A 26954-nucleotide genomic window follows, 5' to 3' on the forward strand; every position below is an offset into this window, starting at 1 on the left:
GTCCATTCGTCTAGGGGTTAGGACGCAAGATTTTCATTCTTGTAACAGGGGTTCGATTCCCCTATGGACTACAAAGGCTACCAAACGGTAGCCTTTTTTCGTTGCATTTTGCTTGTGTAGGTCTCTCCGGTTTATTACCTTTACCCCCTATTTTCTTAAAAAATTTACATATGAGAATTATTGAACCATCAGAATTACTCATTAGAGAAGATGGTAGCATCTACCACCTACACCTGCTCCCAGAGCAACTTGCAGATACTGTTATTTTAGTTGGAGACCCTGGTCGTGTTGAGACAGTTGCGGGCTATTTCGAGAGCATTGAGTGCAAAGTATCCAACCGCGAATTCTATACTATTACAGGTAAATATAATGGGCATAGAGTTTCTGTAATCTCTACTGGTATCGGAACCGATAATATTGATATTGTTGTAAACGAACTCGACGCTTTAGTAAATATTGACTTTGCAACAAGAACGGTTAAGCCAGAATTTAAGAAGCTAACTCTTGTTAGGTTGGGTACATCTGGGGCTATTCAGGGGAATATTCCGTTGGGAACTAAGCTTATTTCAGAGATCTCTGTTGGCTTTGATGGCCTTCTGAATTTCTATGCAAATAGAGACGCTATTTCTGCCTTAGATTTAGAAGCCGCATTTATCCAACAAACCGGATGGAACGCTCAGCTACCTAATCCGTATTTTGTTTACTCCTCAAAAGAACTTTTAGACCGCTTTTCTGGTTTTACAATGAAAGGAGCAACCATATCGGCTCCAGGGTTCTATGGTCCTCAAGGTCGCGTGCTACGTTTGCCTTTGGCTGACGAAAAAATTAACGATAAAATTGAGGCTTTTGAGCATAATGGAGTAAAAATTACTAACTTCGAGATGGAAAGTTCTGCATTAGCAGGTTTAGCTAAGCTCCTAGGTCATGATGCTACAACCATTTGTACCATTATTGCCAACCGAGTTAACAAAACAGCGCTGGGGGACTACTCGACCGCTGTAAATGAAATGATAGAAAACACACTAAAGTGCCTACTGCCATAAGAAAGATGCTAAAAGAGGAAGTAAATGCATTGGTTTCGCTAATTGATGACCCCGCACCCGAGGTTTTTGAAGCGGTATCACAGCGCCTTTACGAACTAGGTCGAGATGCAATTCCTGTACTCGAAGAGTATTGGGCTCATTCGACCAACGAGTATCAGCAAAAGCTGATTGAGGGAGTTTTACAGCGTATTAATGATAATATTGCTGGCGAAGAAGCCCGCAATTGGCTGGCTAAAGGATGTAAAGATATTGTAGAAGGTGCCCACCTAGTGGCGCATCTTCTCTTTCCAGAGCTGCCGCTTTCCGACCTGCAGCTGCAGGTTGATAAGCTGGCCAAGGAGGTTTGGCTCGAAATCAATAACAACCTGACCGCTTTTGAAAAAGTGAAGGTGATAAATCGCGTATTGTACGAGGAGTACCACTATTCTCCCGATCCGTTAAACCTGTTTGCGCCACATTATTTTGCTCTAAACCACGTAATTCTAACCAAAAAAGGGAATCCTCTGAGTCTTTCGCTTCTTTACATGGCAATTGCTCAGCAGCTAGGAATGCCGATTTATGGGATAAGCTTACCACGGAATTTTATTCTGGCTTATAAAGACCCCTACCACGGAGATGATGATACGTTACCCGTATCGCAGCGCGTTCTCTTTTACATAAATCCGTTTAATAGGGGGAGCGTTCTTAGTAAAAAGGAAATTGACTACTACCTAAATCAAATAAAAGAAACTCCGATAGATGCCTACTATCTACCTTGCGACAATCGAACCTCCATTATAAAGGTGCTTGAGAATCTTAAGCTTGTATACGATCAGGCAAAAAATGAGGCACAGGTTGCACGTGTAGAGGCGCTGCTAAAAATTATTGGCTAGTCAAAATTTATCCGTAGCTGGGAATTTTGCTCGTGGAGGTTTTCAAGCTCCTTCGAAAGTATGGTGTGTATGATTCCTTTACATCTGCCACATCCCGTAGATGCTTTGGTGAGCATCTGTATATCAACAATATTTTGGGCTCCTCCTTTTACGGCTTTTACAATTTCGGACTTGGTTACGCCCTTACAGCTGCAAATAATCATATAAATAGTAATACTGTGGTTGAAAAGATTTGCGAATTAAGTAAAAATGCGTAACTTTGCGACCTATTTTAACAAAACAAAAACACGATCGTATGTTAAATCAGTACGAAACCGTTTTCATCGTAACTCCCGTTTTATCTGATACTCAGGTAAAGGAAACGGTAAACAAATTTAAAAGCGTTATCGCCGACAATGGTGGCGAAATCGTTTATGAAGAAGATTGGGGTCTTAAGAAATTGGCTTACCCTATCAACAAAAAAACTACAGGTTTTTACTACCTAGTTGAGTTTAAGGCTAACGGCGAACTTATCGACAAGTTAGAGACTCAATATCGTCGTGACGAGCGTATTATCCGTTTCTTGACATTCAAGATGGATAAGTTCGCTGCAGAGTACGCAGTAAAGAGAAGAAGTAACAAATCTGTAGAAAAAAAAGCGGAGGAATAAGCCATGGCTCAAGGACAAAGTGAAATCAGATATCTTAACCCACCTACAGTAGACGTTAAGAAGAAGAAGTATTGCCGTTTTAAAAAGAACGGAATTAAATATGTTGATTATAAGGATGCAGAATTTCTTAAGAAATTCTTAAACGAGCAAGGTAGAATTCTTCCACGCCGCATCACTGGAACTTCTCTTAAGTTCCAAAGAAGAGTTGCTCAGGCAGTGAAAAGAGCTCGTCATCTTGCGCTGCTTCCATTTGTAACCGACATGTTGAAGTAATAACCCGGAGGACTAATAGAGATGGAAATCATACTTAAGCAAGATGTAGAAAACCTTGGTCACAAGGATGAGATCGTTGTAGTTCGCAACGGTTATGCTAATAACTTCCTTATCCCTCAAGGTATGGCAATGGTTGCTACTCCTTCAGCGAAGAAAGTTCACGCTGAAAACATGAAGCAACGTGCACACAAGGAAGCTAAGATTAAGAACGACGCTATCGAGCTAGGAAAGAAAATCGAAACTCTTACACTAACTATTGGTGCTAAGGTTTCTAACACTGGTAAGATCTTCGGTTCTGTAAACAATATCCAAATCGCAGAAGCTCTAGAGGCTCAAGGTTACAGCATTGATCGTAAGATGATTGTTGTTAGCGATGTAAAGGAAATTGGAACTTACACTGCTGATGTTAAGCTTCACCGCGAAGTAAAAGTTAAGGTTAACTTCACCGTTATCGCTGAGTAATCTTACCTTAAAATATTTGAAGGACCTCCATTTTGGGGGTCCTTTTTTTATACCTACGTTATTATAGCTACTTTTGATTGTAGTAAAAGGCATATTGAAATGGATAAAATGGAAAACCCACAGCTGCAGCTTGCCTCCGACTTTGTAAGGTATACCAACAAGAATATCTTTCTAACGGGAAAGGCCGGTACTGGTAAAACAACGTTTCTGCACAACCTTAAGAGGGAGGCTGTAAAGCGGATGATAATAGTGGCACCAACAGGTGTTGCGGCCATAAATGCAGGGGGAGTAACCATACACTCGTTTTTTCAGCTTCCATTTGGTCCCCAAATTCCGAAGCGAACCGGTGTAGTGTCCGATTTTGAGGAGCCACCCGTAAATGCTGATAAGCAGTCGGCGCAGCATAAGTTTAGCAAGGAGAAGGTAAATATTATACGAAGCATCGACTTGCTGGTGATCGATGAGATAAGCATGGTGCGCGCTGATATGCTGGATGCCATAGATGAGGTTTTACGGAGGTATAGGGATAGGTACAAGCCATTTGGAGGTGTACAGCTGCTTATGATTGGGGACCTGCAGCAGCTGGCTCCCATTGTGAAGGATAGCGAGTGGGATTTGCTTAGAGCGTACTACGATACGGTATTCTTCTTTAGCAGCCTAGCTCTGCGTCAGACAGAGCTGGTGTCTATCGAACTTAAGCATATCTATCGCCAGAGCGATGAGCGATTTATTCGGATTCTGAATCAGGTTAGAGAGAATAGGATAGATACGGAAACGTTAGCCGAGCTGAATAAACGCTATATTCCCAACTTTGAGTACGACGAGTCGGAGCGCTACATTACGCTTACAACTCACAACAATCAGGCGCAATCCATAAACAGCAAGAAGCTAGATGCCATAAAGGAAGCACCAGTACGCTTTACGGCAACGGTATCTGGAGACTTTCCCGAGTACTCGTACCCAACCGATAAGGAGCTAACGTTGAAGCAGGGAGCACAGGTGATGTTTGTGAAGAACGATAGCTCGCGCGAGAAATTATACTATAACGGCAAGATAGGTAGTATTGTAGATATTGACGAAGAGGTAATATGGGTGCAATGCCCCAACGAAGAGGATGCGATTGCGGTTCAGCGCGCCGAATGGCAGAGCTTTAAGTTTAGCATAGACCCAAACACTGACGAGATTACCGAATCGGTAATAGGATCTTTTATTCAGTATCCCTTGAAGCTGGCCTGGGCAATTACCATTCATAAAAGCCAAGGGTTGACATTTGAACGGGCAATTGTTGATGCGCAGCTTTCGTTTGCCAGCGGGCAGGTGTACGTGGCGCTTAGCCGTTGCAAAACGCTCGAAGGGCTTGTTCTGCGCAGCCCTATTCAGGCTAGCAGCATCAAAACAGATGTTACCGTCGACTCTTTTTCGAGGCATGTGGAGGAAAATTTGCCGTCGGAGCAGCAGCTTGCCGCAAGCAAGCGCGAGTACGAGCGGCTGTTGCTGGTTGATCTTTTTGGATTCGAACATATTGGCCGTATGCTAGGCTACACCCGAAAGGTGGCTGCGGAGCATGCCGAGTCGACTGGAGATGTGCTTAGAAATGCGCTTGCTGTGGTGGCCGAACGCTTTAGAACCGAGATTGCCGATGTGGCCGCGAAGTTTCAGTACCAGCTTTCGCAGTTTTGCGCGATGCCCCAAGAGGTGGAGACAAATGAGTTTTTGCAGGAAAGGGTCATAAAGGGGGCTGGCTACTTTAAAGAAAAGGTGAATGCCATTTTGGTGGATGAGCTTGATAGCTTGGCCATCGACATTGATAATAAGGCCGTGAAGAAGTCTATTGTAGACTCGATTGGTCGTATAGAGAACGAGGTTAGACAAAAGCTGGTTTGCCTTGAAGCTACCCAAAAAGGGTTTAAGGTGGCCGACTACCTGCATACCCGAGCTGTTTCGGCTATCGATAAGGCTGCTCCTAAAAAGGATACTCCCTCTAAGGTGTCGTCGGAGATTGTTAACCCGCAGCTGTACCTGGCGCTTAAGAACTGGCGTAACCTAAAGGCTGAGGAGCTAAATGTTCCCCACTACCTGATTATGCCGCAGAAGACGCTTTTCGAGATATTGGATAAGCTTCCAACATCGGTTGACGCGCTGAAGAGGGTAAAAGGATTTGGGGAAAAGAAGGTGCGGCAGTTTGGCTCTGAGATTGTCCAGATTGTAATGGACTACTGCGATGACGAGGGCATAGACTACTCGAAAGCGTACAAGATGGAGATGCCAGAAGAGCCCAAGAAGCAAAAGGTGGATACCAAAATGGAAACGCTACGCCTGTTTAGGGAGGGCCGATCGCTACAGGAGATTGCTGATGAGCGAAACTTTTCCCGATCGACCATAGAGAAGCATATAACCGACTTGATTGCAAACGATGATGTTGCTGTTGAAGCGCTGTTGGCCGAGGAGCGCATAGACGAAATTACCCGCTGCATGCGCGAGGCTAAGAGCCGAAGCGTATCCGAGCTAAAAGCAGCGCTGGGTGATGGCTATTCCTATGCCGAGATTCGGTTTGTGTTGGCTAGCCTAAATGTTGGCAGCTAATGGAACTGAATGCTCCGTTAACGAGCCTATAGTAGTAATAATTTATCTGTAAATGGGCTCGATTTAACAATCTACAATGCTTTAAATCTCTGAAATTTACCGCCGTTTTGTTACTCCCTTACACCTTTTACCAACAGAAGGTGGTAACACAGTTGGCTATGAAACGAGGCGTTAGGTTAGGACTGGTGCTGCTTGCTACTTGGATGGCAACCAGCGCTTACGGACAGGTGAGCGATTCTGCTGCCATATATGTAATAAAGCGGGCTTTTCTATTTACAAAATCTGATACCATCGATGTCTCCAAAAACTTTTTGGCCGATACTTCTGCTGTAGTTATTGCCACCGAGGGACGAGATACTTCCTACTTTACTATTTCTAATTTGCAGGGTAAGCAGATATGCGTTGGAGAGGTGCTACGCGAGGCAATCCCCTTGCAGGATGGTGTAGTTACCTACTCAGGGAGGTTTGTTTGCGACCTTGGGCGGGTGGTTACCGGCAACCATCTCTTTATAACCGAGCAGGCTGTGGAGCGGTACAACGGAGCCGATTCTCTTTTTATTGTCGATATTATCTTCGATCAGCCAATTTCACTGCGGTTTATTACCGATAAAATCAAGGGCGTGATATCGCATTCGCCCATTGCCTCTACAGGGGCCGACCTTTAACGATAGAGGTATATAGATCCGATATATACTAAAAAATACTCGTAGGACGTTTAGTCTCGATCCAACATCCATTTTTTTATATGTAACAGTACTCCAAGTGCCTCACTCTAACGGTGAGGTATTTCTGCCTTTGTCTCCGTTTTGGGGCGAATGTAATCCCATACTATGGCTCGATAGACTTTGCTGCATATCCTGATTAACTCTAGAAGAGGCTTATAGAAGATGTTGCTTGGGTTCGTACTAGAGAGATGATGGGTTCGATAGAACCCAATCGAGGGTTCGATGGAACCCAACGGAGGGTTCGGTGGAACCCAACGGATGGTTCGGTAGAACCCAACGGATGGTTCGGTAGAACCCAACGAATGGTTCGGTAGAACCCTCGAAGAGTAGGAGAAAGCCATTTGTGAGTTGTCCTAAGGCATTTGAGTAGGGTAGAGGGGGGCGTAGGTGCCTCTCGTATTCTTTCTTTCATAAAGTAGTATTTTATAAGGTTAATCTTTCGGCTAATTACTTTTAGATGCTACTTTTGTACTCAAATCATTGGGAATAATGAGAAGTATTCTTTTTAAGGAGGTAAGCACCTTCTTTTCCACCATAACAGGGTATGTTGCTGTGGGCATTTTCTTGGCCATAAACAGCTGGTTTATGTGGATATCGCCAGGCGACTATAACGTTATCGATGGGGGCTACGCCTCGCTCGATACGCTCTTCTTTATTGCACCTTGGGTGTTTTTGCTGCTGGTACCAGCGGTAACGATGCGCTCGTTTGCCGAGGAGAAGAAGACGGGAACCATGGAGCTGCTGCTTACACGACCTCTTACCGACTTTCAGCTGGTGATGGGGAAGTTTCTAGGAGCCGTAGTGCTGGTTGTAATTGCGCTGGTGCCAACGCTAATCTACTTCTTTTCGGTGTACCAGCTGGCCAACCCGGTTGGTAATGTAGATATGGGTGCGCTGTGGGGCTCTTTTATTGGGCTCTTCTTTTTGGCCGCCAGCTATGCCGCCATTGGAATATTTTCCTCTTCGTTAACCGATAATCAGATCGTGTCGTTTATTCTTGCAGCGGTTCTTTGCCTGTTCATGTACATTGGCTTCGATTCGTTGGGGGCGTTTCCCATCCTAAAATCGGTGGATAGCTTGGTGGTGAACTTTGGTATAAACGAGCACTACAAGTCGATGAGCAAGGGGGTGATTGATACCCGCGATGTCATCTACTTTGCTAGCAGCATTGGCGTTTTTATATACGCCACGATGCTAAAAATACAATCACGTAACTGGAAATAGGGAAAGATGAAGATACCGTTTCGCATAAAAGATGTAAGGCGCGCAAAGTCGCTGAAGAGTTTGGGTCTATTTTTGGTGGCCGTGGTGGCCATCAACATCGCGGCATCGTTCCTATTCTTTCGGCTCGATTTAACCTCGGATAAGCGCTACACGCTCTCGAAGCCTACCAAGCAGATGCTTGCGGGCATTAAGGATATTGTTTACGTCAAGGTATACCTCGATGGGGATATGCCCATTGCCTTCAAAAAGATGAAGCGCAGCATCCGCGAGATGCTCGACGAGTTTCAGGCATACAGCCACGGCAACGTGCAGTTCGAGTTTATCAATCCGGCAGCCGAAGGTGGTGATAAGAGGAGCACGTTAATTGCTAGCCTGTACGAAAAGGGGCTCCGTCCGGTTAATATTCAGGAGAATAATGCCGACGGCGGGATGAACCAACGTACGCTATTCCCTGGGGCAATTGTGCTCTACAACGGCTTCGAGATAGGCGTGAACCTGCTTACCAACAACTCTAGGGTTTCTCCCGAGGAGAGCCTCAATATTGGACTTCAGAACCTGGAGTACAACCTTGTATCGGCTATCGATAAGCTAACCAAAACAAAGCTGCCCAAGATTGGGTTCATACAGGGACATGGCGAACTCGATGCCATGCATGCTCAGGGGGCACTACAAACGCTTGCAGAGTACTTCAACCTCGATTCTATAACCATTGCTGGCCGCATGAACGTGCTAAACACCTTCCAAACCGTAATCGTGGCAAAGCCTACTAGGGCTTGGAGCGAGGCCGATAAGCTGGTGCTCGACCAGTACATTATGAAGGGCGGTAAGGTTGCTTGGTTTGTCGATGAGGTTACCGTAAACGACGATAGCCTTGCTACAGGAGATGTAACCTTCGGTTTGGTAAATGAGCACAACCTCGACGATCAGCTCTTCCGTTACGGAGTGCGCATCAACCCATCGGTGCTGCAGGATGCGCAAAGCGTGCTGGTGCCGGTAAATATGGCCGCACCGGGAGCGCAGCCTCAGTTTGTGCCATCGCCTTGGTACTACTATCCGCTGCTTAATGCTCCTAACGATAACATTATTACCAAAAACTTGAACGTCATAATGTCCAAGTACCCATCGAGCATAGATACGGTAGGGGTAGGGCATGACGTCAAGAAGACGGTGCTGCTGGCTACCTCGCAGTATTCGCGCGAAACATTGGCCCCTACGATGGTAAGCCTATCGCAGGTTACGCGCAAGTTTCAGCCTCGCGACTTCAACCGTCCTTGGGCTCCGGTGGCGGTGCTACTCGAAGGGCAGTTCCCCTCGCCATTCCAAAACCGTATGGTAACGGGTGTGGTGGGTAGCACTTCGAGCATCATCGGCAAGAGCCGGCCAACCAAGATGGTGGTGGTGGCCGATGGCGACATCATACGCAACGATGTGGTTCGCAACGCCAACGGTGTTCATCCCTATCCGCTAGGATTTGATAGGTATATGAACCAGCAGTTCGGAAACAAAGACTTCCTTTTAAATGTTATAAGCTACCTAAACGACGATACCGGTTTGATGCAAATTCGCAATCGCGAGTTAGTTATCAGGCTGCTCGATAAGAACAAAATTTATACGCAGCGCGGTAAGTGGATCATCATCAATACGGTAATTCCGCTGTTGATGCTAATCGCATTTGGCGCTGCCTTTATATGGTTAAGAAAAAGACGGTACGCCCGCTAGCATTTTAGCGGTTTATGGGGATAGCACCACACGCAGGCTTACCGCCTGATGCTTCCAAAACCGCGGGGTACCTCAAAACTGCGAAATAACTTATGTCTAAAAAATTGATTATTGGGCTTGCAGCTGCGGTAGTGCTAGCCACTGTTTTTACGGGTGTTTACTACTTTACCGACATCTTTAGAGACTCCAAGCAGTTTGCGGTAGCAGATGCCGGGTTGGTTACCAAAATTACTATCGAGAAGGATAGCGCCTCGGTTGTGCTAGAGAAGAAGAATGGCGAATGGGTGGTAGATGGCAAAGGAAAGGTAAAACCAGCTATGATGCAGCGGTTACTCTTCTTCCTTCAAAATGTGGAGGTAAAAGCTCCGCTGCCTAAGGTGGCGCGCAAGGCTGCTGCCGATGCGCTCGATAAGGGCTTTTTGATAACTGCCGAGGCTAATGGAACGGTTGTGGCCGAGTTTACCGTGGCCGAAATACCAAACATGCCGCTGGGTACCATTGGACAGCTTAGCGGGAAATCGGCTATGTACCTGCTGCACATTCCTGGAACCAACTTTAGCGTCGCTTCAATGCTAACCGTTGATGCAGCCTTGTGGCTCCAAAATCTGCTTCTGTCGCTAAATCCCGACGATATTGTCTCCATTACGGTTGATAACGTGGCTAAGCCAGAGCGTAGCTTTAAGATATTTAAGGGCAACGAGGGAGCCTTTAAGGTGTACGACTCCTACAACCAGCACGAGCTGGAGAATGTAAATGCCGAGCAGCTCGACTTCTACCTGTCGTTCTATGCCAGCTTAGGCTTTAAGGAGCTGGTAAAGATGGATCCTATTGATTTTAATACCTTGATCCTATCCGAACCAGAGGCAATGGTAACCATACACCAAACGGATGGTAAAACGCAGTTGCTGAAGCTGTACCTGATGCCTGTTGGCGACGACTACGACGCCGTTGGCCGTCCGCTGAAGTTCGACCGAGATAAGCTCTATGTCGTATATGACGATAACAACAAGGTGGCCATTGCCAATTGGGTGGATTACGACTTACTTTTGAAAGATGTTAATTTCTTTTTAATAACTAATTGAGAAAAGGGGTGTAAATGCCCCTTTTTTTTAGTATTATTGAGTTCTGAAGATTGTCAGAAAATACGTTTGAAAATTAAACACATAAGGAATGAAATTTGTAGTATCCAGCACCGAACTCTTGAGCCACCTTCAGCTTATCAGCAGGGTGATTAACAGCAAGAATACGCTTCCTATTTTGGATAACTTCTTGTTTAAGCTTCATAACAATGAGCTAAAGGTTACAGCTTCAGATTTAGAGTCGACTATGGAAACCACTCTTCACATCGAAAATGTGCTTGAAGAGGGCGATATTGCAATCCCTGCAAAGCTGTTGACCGACACCTTGAAGGAGTTTCCAGAGCAACCTCTTACGTTTATTGTAAATCCTGATAACCTCGATGTGGAGATTAGCTGGGAAAAGGGTAAGTTTAACATTCCTGGTGCAAGTGCCGAAGATTTTCCTGAGGTTCCAGCCATTAAGGAGGAGACCAAGTTCGAGGTTGGCATTAACGCAGACGCTCTTTTTGATGGAATTACCAAAACCGTTTTCGCAACAGCCGACGATGAGCTTCGTCCGGTAATGAACGGTATTAATATCGATTTTACTACAGATTCTGCAACCTTTGTAGCATCTGATGCACATAAGCTTGTTCGCTACAAGCGTACCGATGTTACACCTTCTGGGGCATCGTCTTTTATTCTACCAAAGAAGCCAGCCAATCTTTTAAAGGTGCTTTTGGCTAAAGAATCTAACGATGTTAAGGTTGAGTTTGATGCAAAAAACGCTGCATTTACCCTAACCAACTTCCGTTTGGTTTGCCGCTTGGTAGAGGGAACTTACCCTGCCTACAACTCGGTGATTCCAACCAATAATCCCAATAGGCTTACAATAGATAGGGCGGAGCTTTTGAACTGCGTACGCCGTGTATCTGTTTGTTCGAATCAGGCAAGCAACCTTATTAAATTAAAGATAACCGGAAATCAGCTAACCGTTTCGGCTCAAGATTTAGACTTCTCCATCTCTGCAATTGAGCGTCTAAACTGCCAGTACGAAGGCGATAATATGGAAATCGGATTTAAGTCAACCTTCCTTTCAGAAATCCTTTCTAATTTGGAAAGCGAAGAGGTGATGCTTGAGCTTGCCGATCCATCGCGCGCTGGGCTTATCCTTCCATCAACACAGGTTGGAGAGCACGATGAAACGCTGATGCTTTTAATGCCAATGATGATTAACGCATAGCATAACATACTCCAGTTGGTAAATATCCAAAGGGATTATTTGATATTGTTGGGTTGTTCCAATATTAGCAGGTAGTCTTTTTGGATATTTTTTTATACCTAAAATTTGGGTCGTTCATACAAAAAGTTCCATTGATGAAAATTGTCGCAACAGATTTGGATGGCACGATACTTCCTGCTGGAGGAAAGGTGTCTAGGCAGGATTTGGAAACCTTGAAGATGTTAGGAAACAGGGGTGTTGTTAGAGTTATTGCGACAGGTCGCTCTTTTTACGCCATCTTGCAGCATATCCCTCGTACCTTTCCAATCGATTACCTCATATTTTCGACAGGTGTCGGGTTAATGAATTGGCGAACAGGCGAAATTATAATATCGACGCATATTAAATCTAACCGAGTAAAGTTTTTGGTAGAGCACATGTTACGGCATAACGTCGATTTTATGCTGCACAGCCCCGCTCCAGATACCCATAAATTTTACTATTCTGGAACAGACGCTCCTATAATTGACTATTCTGAGCGCCAGAAGCATTACTCAGATTTCTGTCATCCTTTAAAAAAGGGGTATTATCCAGATTCTAGCCAAGCATTAGCGTTCATTCCCAATGACGATAACCTTTACCAGCAGGTTACTTTGGGTTTGGAGGACTATAAGGTAATAAGAACAACCTCTCCGATAAACGAAGAAAATATTTGGATAGAGGTTTTTGAAAAAAATGTTTCTAAAGGCCATACTTTGGAGATGCTGGCAGGTATGCTTAATGTTTCGAAAAGAGATGTAATGGCAATAGGGAACGATTTTAACGATATTGATATGCTGGATTTTACAGCTAATAGCTTTGTTGTTGAGAATGCCCCTGAAGTACTAAAAGAAAAGTACAGGGTAGTTGCGAATGCGGCTAATTCTGGATTTACACAGGCGGTTAAGTTGTTTTTAAGTGATGCCCGAAAATAACTTTTGGCACGGCAGTTGTGTTTATCTTATAAAACAAAGAAAGTTATGAGGTATATTTTTATTTCGCTTGCAGCGGTTGCTCTTTTTGCGAGCTGCACTTCATCAAAGGTTGCTAAAACAGGTAAAAACGAAGGCACAAAGGTTGAGGCTGCTGTGTTTACGGAAAGTATGCTTTATGCTACTCCGTGGCGTATAGAAAAGTTGGAAGTAGATGGTAAAACGCTGGAGGTCCCAAAGGATGTCGAGGCGACCATTGTATTTGACCAGAAGGATTCACGTGTTCATGGACGTTGCTGTAACAGCTATTTTGGCTCTTTTACTTTAAAAGGGAACGTTCTTTCTTTTAGTAAAATGGGATCGACTAAAATGCTATGTCATGGTATCATTAATGATATAGAGATGGCCTACCATCAGGCCCTTTCTGTTCCTCAAACTGTTGCTGTAAGTGGCAAAACACTTACGTTTAAATCAGATAAGGGTATAATTACTTTTTCAGCATTTAACTTGGAGTAGTTGCATACCTATTATTATAAAAGGGGCGCCTCTATAGTGGTGCCCCTTTTTTGTAGCAACAAGTAAAGCCCCTTATGGTAGTCTACCTTCAGGTATTATTTATTGATGGAATTCCAACTTAAGGTTGATGGTAACATCTTTGCCAACCATTGCCCCTCCAGCCTCAGTTAGCTTATTCCATTTTAGGTTAAACGCAGTTCTGTCAATAGTTGTTGATGCTTTGAATCCGGCAACAGATCCTTTTGATGTTTTTAGGCTTCCATTGTAGGTTACTGCAAATTTTACCTTCTTCGTTACGTCTCTTATTGTTAAGTTACCTTCGAGTGAGTACTGGTTTCCTTTTATTTTTTTGAAGGAGGTGCTGGTAAAAGACATTTGAGGGTATTTTTCAGCATTAAAAAAGTCGTCGCCTTGTAGGTGCTTATCGCGCATTTCATTGTCGGTGTTGATGCTGTTAACATCAACAGTAAAGCCTATTTTAGCATCGGTAAAATCGGGTTTAACGCTTTCGATATTGCCATCAAATTTGGTAAAGCGTCCTTCAACTTCAGAAACAACGAGATGGGCAACTGAAAAACCAATGGTGGAGTGTGATTGATCAACATTCCATTTTTGTTGAGCAAATGCGGTGGTTGATGCAAGCAGCACCAAAAATGTAAGCACGTTTTTCATTGTGATGGTATTTAATTTTCTGTTCTAAATAGTTGTTTGCGTATAACACGGATTGTTTTTAAATGTTGAATGGCTCTGTAAATATATTTCTAACATGGTATTATCTGTATTATCGTTTGTCCATTTAGTATATTTGCATCCTAAATATAGAAACGGCAATGCGCACTCTCTTAGTAACTCCACCGCTTACACAGCTTAATACACCCTATCCTGCAACAGCCTATCTTGCTGGTTTTTTATCGAAACAAAAGGTCGAAGTGCATCAGCTAGATTTAGGTATAGAGTTAATTGATAGGTTGTTTACAGCAAATATGTTGGCTTCTGTTTTTGACTCAGTTGATGTAGCGAGTGCATCAACTTTTGCCGATACAAAAATGCTGGCGCTTCGCAATAGATACGAGGATACCATTGATGCTGTTGTAAATTTTCTCAGAGGAAACGATTTGTCGCTAGCCAATAGAATCGTCAAGCGCAATTTTTTACCAGAAGGAGATCGTTTTAAGAATGCAATCGATTTGGAGTACGCGTTTGGGGAAATGGGGATAGTTGATTTAGCTAAGCATCTTGCAACCCTGTATATTGAAGATATTAGCGATTTTATTCGTCGCAATATTTCTCCTCATTTCGAGCTGATTCGGTATGCAGAATCGCTGTGCATTGCACTTCCTTCTTTTGATGTTTTGAAGGAGCAGGTTGATGCATCGTCAAATTTGATTGATGGGTTAATATTGAAAATTTTCAAGGAAAAGGTGGATGAGGTTTGCCCGTCATTAGTTGGTTTTTCTGTGCCTTTCCCTGGAAATCTTTATGGGGCATTGATTTGTGGGAAGTGGTTGAAGGAAGCACATACTGACATCAAGATTCTAATGGGTGGAGGGTATGTAAGTACCGAACTTCGGAGTATGTCTGATGCTCGTCTTTTTGATTATATTGACTATCTTCTCTTTGATGATGGCGAAATATCTATTCATCGTCTAATTCAACACCTAAAAGGAAATGTGAATGCACAAGATTTGGTTCGAACAACCTTTAGGGATAATGGACAGGTGGTTGCTGTTGATAATGGGCATTTAAATATAAAAGGATCAGATCGTCCTGCCCCTTTGTTTTGCCAGCTGCCAACTCATAAGTATCTAGATATGGTGGAAACAGCCAACCCTATGCTAAAATTATGGAGCGATGGGCGTTGGAATAAGCTGATTTTGGCTCATGGCTGCTATTGGGCAAAATGCGCTTTTTGCGATACATCTTTAGACTATATTGCTCGATTTGAGCCATACGATCCTGTTACAATTGTGGATATGATGGAGGAGGTAATCGCCCAGACGGGGCAATCTGGTTTTCATTTTGTGGATGAAGCAGCTCCTCCAGCATTACTTAAAAAGGTTTCGCTCGAAATATTGAAACGAGGATTAAGCGTTAGTTGGTGGGCAAACGTCCGTTTCGAAAGAAGTTTCAATAAAGACTTATGCCTCCTAATGGCACGTGCTGGTTGTGTTGCAGTCTCTGGAGGATTAGAAGTCGCTTCTGATAGAATCCTAGCCTTAATAAACAAGGGTGTAGATATTAAGCAAACAGCGCAGGTGACAAGCGCCTTTTCGTCTGCAGGCATAATGGTTCATGCTTATTTGATGTACGGATTTCCTACCGAAACAACTCAGGAAACAATTGATTCTCTAGAAGTTGTCCGTCAACTTTTTGAGCAAAATCTAATACAGTCTGCATTTTGGCATCGTTTTGCAATGACAGTTCACAGTCCTGTTGGTTGCAATCCAGATAGATATGGCGCAAGTTCGCTTTCGAAAGGTCGCAATTCATTTGCCAATAACGAGGTGTTTTTTGTCGACAAGTCTGACGCCGATTTAGATATGCTTGGTGATGGGTTGCGTAAGGCTACTTATAACTATATGCACAAGGTTGGATTTGAAAAAACGGTTAGTAGTTGGTTTTCTGCAAAAGTAGGAAGAACGCAGCTGGCGCCAACCTTAATCCAAGGATATTTGGTTACTATAAAAAATGATACGCTGCCCGATCAAGGTCGTTTTGTATGGATTGGAGATGGCTATCATTTGCAGTTGACGGATAGCCGTCGTCCTAAGCTGCATATTTTTGGGCAAAACAAGCTGGTTGAAGTTATCTTTAGGCTTGAAGAAATTGCATTTTGGGAAGATTTTTTTGGAAATCTGGAAGAAAATGACAATTCTGTTGGCGTAGATGTGTTAAAAACCTTAGCAAATCAGCATTTGGGAGGTGGTAGTGCGGCATTATTGTCTTCTAAAGTCTGGAAAACTCTTCGAAAAAACGGATTAATCCAGGTTTAATTAAATATAAATTAAGCCTCGTCTTTGTTTTGTAGTTGTTGTGTTGTTGGATATGTTTTTGGTTATTAGATGTGTGCCTGTATGCCTATTTTGTGTCCTATAGTTAATATATTGCATTCGTCTAAATTTTATTTACATTTTTCGAGAAAATAATTTCAAAAAATGTTGATTATTAGGAAAAAGAATCGATATTTGTAATTGAATTTGTTGCCGACAGAGTTTATAGCTAAGTCAGATTGTTGTTTTGGAAAGTATTCATAAGAAAGCACTCCCAGAAAAAGTCATCGTCGACCTCATCTACAACTCATCGAGAACAAAGGTAATCAGCATTAATTTTTTTTGACAAATGAACATTTTTATTTCGAACTTGAGTTTTAGAGTCAACGATGATGACCTAGCACAACTTTTTGAAGAGTACGGACAAGTTAGCTCTGCAAAAGTTATTACCGACAAAGCTACTGGCCGTTCTAGAGGCTTTGGTTTTGTTGAAATGGCTAACAATGAAGAAGCTACTCGTGCTATCGAAGAGCTTAACCAAGTTGAGTATGACGGAAGAACTATCTCTGTATCTGAAGCTAAGCCAAGAGAAGAGAAGCCAAGAAACTCTTTTGGTGGTGGTGGCAACAGAGGCGGTGGAAACCGTGGCCCAAGACGCTACTAATTGAACAGCAAAATAGAAAAGAACCGCTCATAGAGCGGTTTTTTTTATTCAATAAGTTCTCCTTTCCCTTCTCTAACAATTTCGAATTCTTCGGAAGTGCAATTAACCACTGTCGTTCCAATATTGCCACCGTATCCTCCATCTATCGTTAAATCGACTAAATGTCCATAGCGTTCGTAAATGAGCTCTGGGTCTGTTGTGTACTCTATTATCTCGTCATCATCTTTGAGCGATGTTGTTATCATTGGGATACCTAATGCCTCGGTTATTGCTATTGGAATAGGATTTTCAGGGATTCTTATGCCTACCGTCTTTTTTTTGTCCAAAAAAGTGTCAGGGATTCGATTTGAGGCTGGGAGTATAAAGGTAAAAGGACCTGGGAGATTTTTTTTCATCAGCTTAAAGGTTGCGTTGTCCACCTTTGCGTAGTGAGATAGGTTGCTTAAGTTTGTGCAAATGATAGAAAAGTCAACATCTTTTTGCTTTATTCCTTTCATTTTTAAGATTCGCTCTAAACCTTTTTTACTTTTTAAGCTGCATCCAAAGGCATAAACCGAGTCGGTGGGGTATATTATTACACCGTCGTCTTGGAGTATTGCCGCGACTTTTTCAATTTCTCTAGGATTGGGGTTTTGAGGATAAATTTTAATTAGCATTACCTTTTATTTTAGTAGACGTAAGATAAGCAATTTTAATCTTTTGTTGTATATGTTAAACAACCTGAATGGAAAAATGGCGCTAAAAAATGGCCTGTTTTTTCTGGAAATTAGATTTTTAGAAGTAATATGCTCCTCTAGATAAGTTTTAATGCTCTAAGCCGTGCATACATAAGGTTATTGACGTAGGCCTTATATTTTCTATCTTTGTATAAAACTGATGAAATGAATATCTTCTACACTCCTGACATTGAAGGCAACACCTATACGTTAAACGAAGAGGAGTCGAAGCATTGCGTGCGCGTGCTGCGGATGATGGTAGGAGATGCTATAAATCTTGTTGACGGGAAGGGTGGCTTTTATACGGCTAAGATTGCGGATGCTAATCCTAAACGATGTAGGGTCGATGTTGTTAGCAAGATTGAGGACTATGGTAAGCGCCCCTATTACCTTCACATTGCCATTGGCCCGACGAAGCTGATTGATAGATATGAGTGGTTTCTTGAAAAGGTTACCGAAATAGGAATTGATGAAATCACGCCTTTAGAATCGTTTCATTCGGAGCGAAGAGTGGTAAAGCAGGAAAGGTCTGAGAAAGTTGTTACTGCAGCGGTAAAGCAATCGATGAAAGCATTTCATCCGATTGTCAACGAAATTACTTCATTTAAGGAGTTGGTAAAGTTACCGTTTAATGGGAAAAGGTTGATCGCTCACTGCAATGCAGGAAATAAGATTTTACTTAAGAAAGCGTTAGAGCCTAACGAAAATGCGCTAATACTAATAGGACCTGAAGGTGATTTTAGCATGGAGGAGGTTGAAATGGCAGTCCAAAATGGATTTATTGAAATATCTTTAGGGGATAGTCGCTTACGGACAGAGACCGCTGGTGTGGTTGCTTGTGATACGCTATCATTTATAAACCAGTAGCTTTTTATATTTACGATTTTGTTGCGAGCTGCTTTTTTTGAACATGTTGCAGCTCTTTTCCCCTTTTTTACAACATTTTCCTTCAAAAACAGTTTATTCTTCATTAGTTGAAGGGCTAGGTTGCTTGCCCGTAAACTTTTTGAAATAGAATCTCTGTGGCTTGGGTTGGTTGATTTATCAATTTATTCCATGTGAGATCAATGGTAAATTTTGTGGAGATGTTGCGTTTTGAGTATAAATGCAACGTGTCCAATTCTGTAATTAAACAAGAAAACATTTATTCGGATGAAAAAGACGCTCATTATTATTGGGGCAATTGTTGGATTGTTTCTACTACTACTCACTCTTGCCTCTATTTTCGGTCCATCTATAGCAAAGAAATACATCGAAAAGCATAGTAGAGAGTTGGTTGGTAGGCAGGTTTGGATAAGTAAGTTGCATTTAAACTTGTTTACAGGCAGTGTTGGGGTAGATGGTTTTAGGATGATGGAAAAAAATGATAACGATATTTTCGTTTCATTTGATACGCTGGAGGTGAATGTGAAAATACGAAATCTTTTAGCAAAGGAGTTATATATAAGGAATATATCGGTTGTCTCTCCCAAAATAGTTATTCTTCAAAAGGGGAGTAATTTTAATTTTTCCGATTTGCTAAATAGGCCAAAGGATACAACTAATGCCGATACCTCTAAATCTTCTTTTTCTTTTAAGATCAACAATATTGTGCTTAGGCATGGTGGCGTTTACTATAAAGATCAGCTCTTAAATAGCTCGTGGGATATGACGAATTTGAGCCTTAAAATTCCAAGCCTTTATTTTAGCGGAGAAAAAACGGATGTAGGTCTCGAATTCGCATTTGCTTCAGGCGGGTATTTTAAAAGTCGTTCGGATTATAACATAGAAACTGGGAGGTATAATCTAAATATAGACCTTAAAGATTTAGATTGCGCTGGCGCTTTGCCATACATACAGCAGTATGCAAAAGTGAGCTCATTTGCAGGCTTGCTTTCTGCCAAATTGGCGATTAATGGTGATGTTAATCATGTTTTAGACTTGATGATAAAAGGTTCTGCCACGGCTAAAAAAGTTTCGCTTAGTGATCAAGGGAATGCAAAAGTTGCAGATATCGGTAATGTTAGCTTGACATTCCGTGATATAAACTTTAAGGAGAATCGTTTTTTGTTTGATAGTTTTAGGATAAATGGAGCAACCATAAATTTTGAAATGTTGAAAACAGGGAATAACCTTTCACAGCTGGTAAAACCTGCTTCATCCACCAATAAAAATACTCCTTCCACCAAAAGAGATGAGCGGCCTATCCGTTTTGAGATTAAGGAGGTGGCTTTGTCCGGTATCAATCTTAATTTTTCTGACAAAACTTTGCGGCGTCATTTTATCTATCCGATAACGAATATCAGCATTCGCTCTAATAACGTGGGCTTAAATGGAATCAATAATGTAAGATTGAGTGCTTCGTTGCCTGGTGGTGGAAAAACATCTTTGGAATGGAATGGGCATCTAAACTCTATGGCGAATCAAAATTTATCGGTAGATGTGAAAAATTTGTCGTTAAAATATTTTTCTCCTTACGTTGAGCAGTATACGGCCTATCCGTTAACTAAGGGTGTCCTGTCCTTATCTAGCATAAACCATGTAAAGAGTTTTATGTTAGATGCTAAGAATAAGTTTGAAGCATTTAAGGTTGAGGCAGGGAAAAAGGATAAGGGGCTAAAACCAAAGGTGAAAGTTCCTTTGAGAACGGCTTTGTACATTGTAAAAGACAAAGATGATAAGATTAAATTTGATGTTCCTGTAAAGGGCCTAATTAACTCACCTGAGTTTTCGTACCGCAAGATTGTCTTTAAAACGATTATTAATTTGTTGGTAAAAGTGGCAGTTGCTCCTGTAAATTTTATAGGTAAGCAGCTTGGATTGACAAGCGATATTCCAAAGGAAATATCTTTTGACTTAGTTCAAACCGATTTGAACACGCAGCAAAATGCCGTGTTGGGTGATTTAGCGGCTATTGTAAATTCAAAGCCAGAGTTGGTACTTTCTTTTACTCAGCAGGTAGATACTCAGGCTGTGATGCAGCAAATTGCTTTTGCTAAGACTCGGATTGCCTACTATTTAAAAATGAACAACATAAAAGATACCTCATTCACAATAGAACAGAAAGAGGCCATTGCAAAAATTGGTATAAACGATCCGATGCTGGGGAACTTTATTGATAACTTAACCCAGATTTCCTCAGGGACAATGGCGGAAAAAATGTTGACGCTTTATTCTAGACAAGAGCTGGGATATGCAGCCGAAAAAATATTTAACACTCAGGTTAGAAGTATTATCGGATATTTAACTACGGTTCAAAATGTTCCTGCAAGAAACATTAAGGTTATTACTAGCAAAGATGTAGGCAAGGGAGGTAAAGAAAGTAAGAATACGTTATATCTTATTAGTTTAGGATTGGAAGGCGAAGATTTCATCGAGAATTAGAGAATATTGATAGTAATATTTTAGGTAAGGCTACCTCGTAGAGGTAGCCTTTTTTATATAAAACAAATTTAAGTGAACTGATTAACCATAGGCGTATGTATTGGTAGTTTTTTGTATTAGACCGCAGGTAGTATCAGTATATATCAATGTTTTAAATGGTTGCTAGTTTACTAAACTGAATAGGCGAAAAGTAGTGTGATCTTATTTGCATTTATAGAATATTTGTGTTAATATAAACCTCAATTTATTATTCAAAATTATTTGATATGAGCCCTATTTTTGCACGTTTCAGGCCTTTGCTCATTTTGGTTTTATCCTTCCATCTTTTAGTAGGATGTAATAACAAAATGACGGATATTCCTGTTGTAGATCCTGAATTTGCCGAGTATGTATCTGCCTATACATCTGGACTTGTACCTTCTGATGGAGATATTCAGATCGTATTGCAAAACGACTCGTACATGTATACCGGTAATGGTAAGGAGGTCAGTGATGAACTCTTTAATTTTAGCCCAAGTATAAGCGGAAAATCTTATTGGAAAGATAGTCGAACTATTGTTTTTAAGCCTGAAAAGCCGCTAGAGTCTGGTGAAATCTACATTTGTACCTTTAAGTTAAGCAAGGTTTGCGATGTGAAGGATTCGAAGTTCAATAGCATGAAGTTTGGCTTTAAGGTGATTCCGCAGGATTATGAGGTGGAAATTGTAGGTGTCTCTGCTTCGGATCAACAGAAAGATGTTTATAAGCTGGAAGGATATGTAAATACGGCAGATAAGGCCGATTTAGAGTTGGTTAAGAAGATGGTGAAGGTAGATTTAGATGGCAAGATGCTTTCTACCTCTTGGCGCGTATCGGATGGAGCGCGTCGGTTTGTTTTTGAGGCCACAGGAATTCGTTGTACTAGCGAGATTCAAAAGTTAAACATTGCATGGGAAGGTAAACCGTTAGGTGTAGATATGCAAGGTAAAAAAAGTATAACCATTCCAACTAAAAATGAATTTAGGGTACTTTATGTATCTAACGATAGGCAGCAGCAGTCTCCAACTTTTGTGGTTTCCTTTAACGAGACAATTGCGCAGAATCAAGATTTAACTGGTTTAATTGCTTTTAGTACACCTACAACCGTAACCTATAGTATCGAAGGAAATCAGCTATGGGTATATGCCTCGGCGATGGATGGGAATGTGCGTTTTACAGTTAATCCAGGTATTTTAAGTGTCACCGGGAAAAAATTGCAGACTTCGTTTGAAACAACAGTGAATTTTGGAAAAGCAAAACCACAGCTGCGTAGTGTGGGAAGCGGTAATATTCTTCCAAGTTCACAATCGCTTATCTACCCATTTGAGGCTATTGGTCTTAAATCGGTAACGGTACAGGTGGTGCGTATCTATGAGCGGAATGTAGGGCAGTTTTTTCAAGTAAATAATATTGATGGAAGCAACGAATTGCGTCGAGTCGGAATGCCAATTTATAAGAAAAAAGTAGACTTACAGTCCGTTGGTAGTCTTAATGTTAATCGGTGGTGCCGTTATGCTCTTGATCTGACTAAAGTTATAAATAGTGAACCTGGTGCTATCTACCAAGTAAGTATCTACTTCCGAAAAAATGATGTTGCTTACAGAAATTGTCCTGAGGCTGCAGAGTTGGAAGAACCCGTTGTGCAAGATGAGGGGGAACAGAATTGGGATAACGAAACTGGTTATGGTGATTATACTGATTACTACTATGGTCCTGATTATGATTGGCAGCAGCGTGATAATCCTTGCAACTCGGCCTACTATTCCTCCGAAAAAATGATTGCTCAGAATTTATTGGCTTCAGATTTAGGGATTATTGCTAAGCGGGGTAAGGAAAATCAGCTCCATGTAGCTGTAAGTAATATTAAGGATGTTTCTTCTATGTCTGGTGTAGAGGTGGAGGTTTACAATTACCAGCAAGTTCTATTGGGAAAAGGAAAAACGAATAGTGATGGGTTGGCCACAATTGCCTACCAAAAAGGTTTGCCATTTTTAATTATAGCAAAGTGGAAAGAGCAACGAGGGTATCTAAAAATAGATGATGGAAACTCTTTGTCTATGAGTAATTTTGATATCTCTGGAAGTGAAATTCAGAAGGGGATAAAAGGATATATTACGGGAGAACGAGGTGTATGGAGACCCGGCGATTCGTTATTTGTGACTTTTATTGTTGAAGATAGGAATCATGCAATACCTAAGGGGCATCCTGTTGTTTTTGATCTTCAAAATCCTAAAGGTCAGCTGGTAAAACGGGTTGTTCAGCGTTATGATGAATCTAACATGTATGCATTCCGAATCGCAACTTCTGCAGATGCTATTACTGGTAGTTGGTTGGGAATTGTAAAGATTGGAGGGGTAACCTTCTCTAAGAATTTTAGAATTGAAACTGTAAAACCGAATAGACTCAAAATAAGCCTTTCTGCAAGTACTAAACGAATTGGTGATAATGGTAAGTTTTTTGGAAATCTGAATGTTAGATGGTTGCATGGTGCACCTGCACCAGATCTTAAGGCGGTGTATCAGGCAACGCTAAGTAAAGCGGGAGCAATTTTTAGAGGATATGAGGCTTTTAATTTTGATGATGAAGGTCTTAAATATACACCTCAAACAATTTCCGCATTTGATGGACGGTTGAATAATACGGGAGATGCAACGGTTAGCTGTTCGTTCAAATCTGGGAATAACCTTCCTGCGGTGCTCAATGCGAACTTTAAAGGAGAGGTTTTTGAGCCAGGAGGTGAATTTAGTATTGATCAGTTTACGATTCCTTACTATCCTTATGCCTACTATGTGGGTATGCGTCTTCCTGATAAGGATAGCTACTGGTATAATACGAATAAAGATTACAATATCTCTATAGTATCGTTGAATAACAGCTTACGTCCTGTGACATCCCGAGTTACTGTTGAAGTTTATAAAATGAACTCAAGTTGGTGGTGGGACAGAGATAACGAATCGGATGTTTCATATATTAGCCAGTCGTATAGCAAATTAATAAGTCGTCAGGTAGTGGCAACTCCTAATGGACGAGGTCTGTACAAATTTAGAATTAACTATCCAGAATGGGGATCATACTACATTCGAATGATCGACGCCAATAGTGGTCATACAACGGGAAGGGTGGTTACTGTGTACTGGCCTTATGAAATGGGAGTAGCAGATAATATGCCCGAAGGTGCTGCATTACTGCCAATTGCTTCAGATTTAAGTACAGTTGATGTTGGGAAAAAGTGTACGATTCGTTTCCCTGGATCGGAGGGAGCAAGGGCACTTATTAGCATTGAAAATGGATCGAGGGTGATTAAGCAAGAATGGGTTGATGCCAGTAAGAGTTCCAATACCTACATGCTGAAGACAGATGATCGGATGACGCCTAACATCTATGTAAGCATCTGGTTGGTTCGTCCTCATATTCGGAAAGAAAATGACTTACCCATTCGTCAGTATGGATTATTGAAGCTGAAGGTGGAAAACAAGGCAACGCATTTGGAACCAATTATCAGCATTCCTGCAGTGATAAAACCAGAGCAAAATGTTTCTATTACCGTTTCGGAAAAGAATGGTAGACCAATGAACTACACAATAGCCGTGGTTGATGAAGGATTGTTGGATATTACTCGATTTAAAGTCCCAAACCCATGGAGTACTTTTTATGCAGAAGAGGCGTTAGGGGTTAAAAGCTGGGATGTTTATAACCGCGTTATTGGAGCATATGGGGGGCTAATTGAAAAATATTTTACGATTGGAGGCTCTGAAGAATTACGTAGTGCAGAGCAAGGCAAAGCTATCCGATTTAAGCCCGTTGTTAAATTTTTCGGTCCATATAAGCTTAAGGGTGGAAAATCGACTCATACTTTTAAGATGCCTAATTATGTAGGTTCGGTAAAAACAATGGTTGTTGCATCCAATAACGATTATGGTTACGGTGTTGCAGAAAAGGTGTCTACCGTAAAGTTGAACGTGATGGCTGTACCCACGTTACCTCGCGTTCTTGGTCCCAACGAAAGTATATCTATGCCTGTAAACGTGTTTGCAATGGCCGGAAATATTAGGAATGTAAAAGTTTCAGTAAAGGCTGAAGGTGCCGTGAAAATAGTCGGAGCGTCAACTCAAAATGCGATGTTTAGTAGGGAAGGCGATAAGATGCTAATGTTTAATCTTAAAGCAATATCAACAACTGGACGTGCAAAAATTACAGTTAATGCAGTAGGTGGCAAGGATGTCTCTACACAGACTGTTGAACTATATGTTCGAGAGCCGCGTTCGGTTGAAACTCGTGTTGTAGACGCTGTCCTTGGTGCTGGAAAATCGTGGGTTTACCGTTTTTCTCCATTTGGAGTAGGTGGTACCAACTCTACCTCCTTAGAGTTATCAACGTTGCTGCCTATTAACTTGTCATCTCGTTTAGGGTATCTGGTTGCTTACCCTTATGGGTGTGTAGAACAAACGACCTCAAGCGTATTCCCTCAGCTATATTTAGGCCGATTGATGGTGCTTGATAATCAAACAAAACAGAATGTAGAAAAGAATATTAAAGTAGGAATTGAGAATTTGCTGTCAATGCAAACTTTGGATGGAGGGTTTGGTTACTGGAAGGGAGCCTCTTCTGCTGATGCTTGGGGAACAAGCTATGCTGGTCACTTTTTGTTGGAAGCGCGAGCTGCAGGCTATTCCGTCTCTGAATCTGCAATTAATCGATGGATTGGTTACCAGGTAAGTATGTCGCGAAATTGGACTAGTAGAGGTAATAGTTATGATGATATGCTACAAGCTTACAGATTGTATACATTGGCATTGGCTCAGCGTCCAGAGATGGGGGCTATGAACCTATTGAAGGAAAAGCAATCGATATCACCACAGGCGTTATGGAGACTTGCCGCTGCTTACGCCTTGGCCGGTCAACGACAGGTGGCTATGGGGATAATAAGGAAGCTTCCTGTTAAATTTGCGGCGTACAAAAATGACTACTATACATATGGCTCTGATACTCGTGATTTAGCAATGGTGGTGGAGACGCTTGCTGAACTTAATATGGTAAATAAGACCGCAGAGCCTGTAAAGCGATTGTCTGCAAAGTTAGGAGGCAGTGGATGGATGAGTACACAGGAAACAGCTTATTCTTTATTGGCAATATCAAAAACGCGTAAAGAAATTAAACCCGGTTTGGGTGTAAATGCCTCTGTTACTATAAATGGAAGAGGACAAAAGGTGAGCGCAGATGTTTCTATGGCGCAAGTGAACTTTCGCCCTATGTCTTCGAATTCTATTTCTGTTGCGAATAATGGGAAACAAACAACCTTTATTCGCTTAATTATGCAGGGAATTCCTGCTCGATCATTGGAGCATGGGTATGCCAACAACCTTTCGTTAAAAGTTCGTTATGCCGGAGTTAGGGGAGAGACTGTAGATCCTGTTTCTATTATTCAGGGTACAGATTTTTTGGTTACGGTTGATGTTACCCATCCTGGAATAGGTGATGATTACAAAAATCTAACACTTAATCAGGTGTTTCCTTCAGGGTGGGAAGCGCAGAATCCTCGATTGACAGGAGAAAGTGCAGATGTTGCAGCGAACTTTACCTATCAGGATTTTCGCGATGATCGGGTATACACCCATTTTGATTTACGTTCTGGTGAAACTAAACGTTTTACACTAAAGGTGAAGGCTACATATGCTGGATATTTCTATCTACCAAGCTTTAAGGCTGAGGCTATGTATGATGCTTCGGTTAGTGCAGGTGCACCTGGTTTGTGGGTTAAGGTGGTTGCCAAATAGAACCTTACGAATTTGAGTTAATGACGAATGTAGTTCGTTTTAAATAAAAAAACAGCCGCAAAATTAGCGGCTGTTTTTTTATTTATTGGATGTATAGAATTTATACGAGCCT

22 protein-coding genes and 1 tRNA gene are annotated in these 26954 nt (G+C 41.8%); 19 read left to right on the top strand and 4 right to left on the bottom strand.

Going from position 1 to position 26954, the window contains the following annotated elements:
* The 3 genes from L990_RS07490 to L990_RS07500 all read left to right on the top strand — a co-directional run bounded on the left by L990_RS07490 (position 1) and on the right by L990_RS07500 (position 1915).
* Positions 1-71, top strand: a tRNA-Glu gene (locus L990_RS07490).
* Between the two features lie 99 nt (positions 72-170).
* Positions 171-1043 carry a nucleoside phosphorylase gene (locus L990_RS07495; RefSeq protein ID WP_047447177.1) on the top strand — a complete coding sequence of 291 codons (873 nt, stop codon included), beginning with the start codon at positions 171-173 and terminating at the stop codon, positions 1041-1043.
* Positions 1028-1915 (top strand): transglutaminase-like domain-containing protein, encoded by an 888-nt coding sequence (locus L990_RS07500; RefSeq protein ID WP_156121423.1) that lies wholly within the window; start codon positions 1028-1030, stop codon positions 1913-1915. The genes L990_RS07495 and L990_RS07500 overlap by 16 nt, the downstream gene beginning before the upstream one ends.
* On the opposite strand, the gene L990_RS07505 is transcribed toward L990_RS07500, so the two are convergent.
* Positions 1912-2118 carry a bacterioferritin-associated ferredoxin gene (locus tag L990_RS07505; RefSeq protein ID WP_047447182.1) on the bottom strand — a complete coding sequence of 69 codons (207 nt, stop codon included), beginning with the start codon at positions 2116-2118 and terminating at the stop codon, positions 1912-1914. The two genes, L990_RS07500 and L990_RS07505, sit on opposite strands and share 4 nt — an antisense overlap.
* 92 nt (positions 2119-2210) lie before the next feature.
* Here L990_RS07505 and rpsF point away from each other — a divergent pair, with 92 nt between their 5' ends.
* The 5 genes from rpsF (at position 2211) to L990_RS07530 (ending at position 6547) form a co-directional block, all read left to right on the top strand.
* Entirely contained in the window at positions 2211-2564 is a 354-nt protein-coding gene (gene rpsF, locus L990_RS07510) for a 30S ribosomal protein S6 (protein WP_047447185.1), read from the top strand.
* A gap of 3 nt (positions 2565-2567) precedes the next feature.
* Positions 2568-2837, top strand: a complete 270-nt coding sequence (gene rpsR, locus L990_RS07515; RefSeq protein ID WP_047447188.1) for a 30S ribosomal protein S18 — start codon at positions 2568-2570, stop codon at positions 2835-2837.
* 21 nt (positions 2838-2858) lie between these two features.
* Positions 2859-3299 (top strand): 50S ribosomal protein L9, encoded by a 441-nt coding sequence (gene rplI / locus L990_RS07520; RefSeq protein WP_047447191.1) that lies wholly within the window; start codon positions 2859-2861, stop codon positions 3297-3299.
* Between the two features lie 99 nt (positions 3300-3398).
* On the top strand, positions 3399-5882 hold the full coding sequence (locus tag L990_RS20560; RefSeq protein ID WP_047447194.1) for a helix-turn-helix domain-containing protein: 2484 nt from the start codon (positions 3399-3401) through the stop codon (positions 5880-5882).
* A 158-nt stretch (positions 5883-6040) separates the two neighbouring features.
* Complete coding sequence (locus tag L990_RS07530; RefSeq protein ID WP_047447197.1) at positions 6041-6547, top strand: hypothetical protein; 507 nt, start codon at positions 6041-6043, stop codon at positions 6545-6547.
* A 202-nt stretch (positions 6548-6749) separates the two neighbouring features.
* Here L990_RS07530 and L990_RS19920 read toward each other — a convergent pair whose 3' ends face one another.
* Positions 6750-7019 carry a hypothetical protein gene (locus L990_RS19920; RefSeq protein ID WP_156121425.1) on the bottom strand — a complete coding sequence of 90 codons (270 nt, stop codon included), beginning with the start codon at positions 7017-7019 and terminating at the stop codon, positions 6750-6752.
* Between the two features lie 77 nt (positions 7020-7096).
* On the opposite strand from L990_RS19920, the gene gldF reads away from it, so the two are divergent.
* The 6 genes from gldF (at position 7097) to L990_RS19190 (ending at position 13317) form a co-directional block, all read left to right on the top strand.
* Complete coding sequence (gene gldF / locus L990_RS07535) at positions 7097-7831, top strand: gliding motility-associated ABC transporter permease subunit GldF (RefSeq protein WP_047447201.1); 735 nt, start codon at positions 7097-7099, stop codon at positions 7829-7831.
* A 6-nt stretch (positions 7832-7837) separates the two neighbouring features.
* A complete protein-coding gene (gene gldG, locus L990_RS07540) occupies positions 7838-9550 on the top strand; it encodes a gliding motility-associated ABC transporter substrate-binding protein GldG (RefSeq protein WP_047447204.1) in 1713 nt (570 codons plus the stop codon).
* Positions 9551-9642: 92 nt separating this feature from the next.
* The gene (locus L990_RS07545; protein ID WP_047447208.1) at positions 9643-10632 is read left to right on the top strand and encodes a hypothetical protein; all 990 of its coding nucleotides are present in this window, start codon (positions 9643-9645) and stop codon (positions 10630-10632) included.
* 88 nt (positions 10633-10720) lie between these two features.
* Positions 10721-11851, top strand: a complete 1131-nt coding sequence (dnaN, locus tag L990_RS07550; protein WP_047447211.1) for a DNA polymerase III subunit beta — start codon at positions 10721-10723, stop codon at positions 11849-11851.
* A gap of 134 nt (positions 11852-11985) precedes the next feature.
* Positions 11986-12804: an HAD-IIB family hydrolase gene (locus L990_RS07555; RefSeq protein WP_052180830.1), complete on the top strand. Its 819-nt coding sequence runs from the start codon at positions 11986-11988 to the stop codon at positions 12802-12804.
* Positions 12805-12849: 45 nt separating this feature from the next.
* Positions 12850-13317 carry an META domain-containing protein gene (locus L990_RS19190; protein ID WP_052180831.1) on the top strand — a complete coding sequence of 156 codons (468 nt, stop codon included), beginning with the start codon at positions 12850-12852 and terminating at the stop codon, positions 13315-13317.
* Positions 13318-13416: 99 nt separating this feature from the next.
* Here the strand turns inward: L990_RS19190 and L990_RS07565 are convergent, their stop codons facing one another.
* Positions 13417-13989 (bottom strand): YceI family protein, encoded by a 573-nt coding sequence (locus tag L990_RS07565; protein WP_047447215.1) that lies wholly within the window; start codon positions 13987-13989, stop codon positions 13417-13419.
* A gap of 158 nt (positions 13990-14147) precedes the next feature.
* Between L990_RS07565 and L990_RS07570 the strand changes: the two genes are divergently transcribed.
* Positions 14148-16310: a B12-binding domain-containing radical SAM protein gene (locus L990_RS07570; RefSeq protein ID WP_047447221.1), complete on the top strand. Its 2163-nt coding sequence runs from the start codon at positions 14148-14150 to the stop codon at positions 16308-16310.
* Between the two features lie 346 nt (positions 16311-16656).
* Positions 16657-16971, top strand: coding sequence for an RNA recognition motif domain-containing protein (locus L990_RS07575; RefSeq protein ID WP_047447224.1), 315 nt, complete (start codon positions 16657-16659; stop codon positions 16969-16971).
* Positions 16972-17015: 44 nt separating this feature from the next.
* Here the strand turns inward: L990_RS07575 and L990_RS07580 are convergent, their stop codons facing one another.
* Positions 17016-17627, bottom strand: a complete 612-nt coding sequence (locus L990_RS07580; protein WP_047447227.1) for an L-threonylcarbamoyladenylate synthase — start codon at positions 17625-17627, stop codon at positions 17016-17018.
* Positions 17628-17852: 225 nt separating this feature from the next.
* Between L990_RS07580 and L990_RS07585 the strand changes: the two genes are divergently transcribed.
* The 3 genes from L990_RS07585 (at position 17853) to L990_RS07595 (ending at position 26842) form a co-directional block, all read left to right on the top strand.
* Positions 17853-18554 carry a 16S rRNA (uracil(1498)-N(3))-methyltransferase gene (locus tag L990_RS07585; RefSeq protein WP_047447231.1) on the top strand — a complete coding sequence of 234 codons (702 nt, stop codon included), beginning with the start codon at positions 17853-17855 and terminating at the stop codon, positions 18552-18554.
* 285 nt (positions 18555-18839) lie between these two features.
* Complete coding sequence (locus L990_RS07590) at positions 18840-21050, top strand: DUF748 domain-containing protein (RefSeq protein ID WP_047447236.1); 2211 nt, start codon at positions 18840-18842, stop codon at positions 21048-21050.
* A gap of 266 nt (positions 21051-21316) precedes the next feature.
* Positions 21317-26842 carry an alpha-2-macroglobulin family protein gene (locus L990_RS07595; protein WP_047447239.1) on the top strand — a complete coding sequence of 1842 codons (5526 nt, stop codon included), beginning with the start codon at positions 21317-21319 and terminating at the stop codon, positions 26840-26842.
* Positions 26843-26954 lie beyond the last annotated feature (112 nt).

Source organism: Alistipes sp. ZOR0009 (assembly GCF_000798815.1).
Lineage (GTDB): Bacteria > Bacteroidota > Bacteroidia > Bacteroidales > ZOR0009 > Acetobacteroides.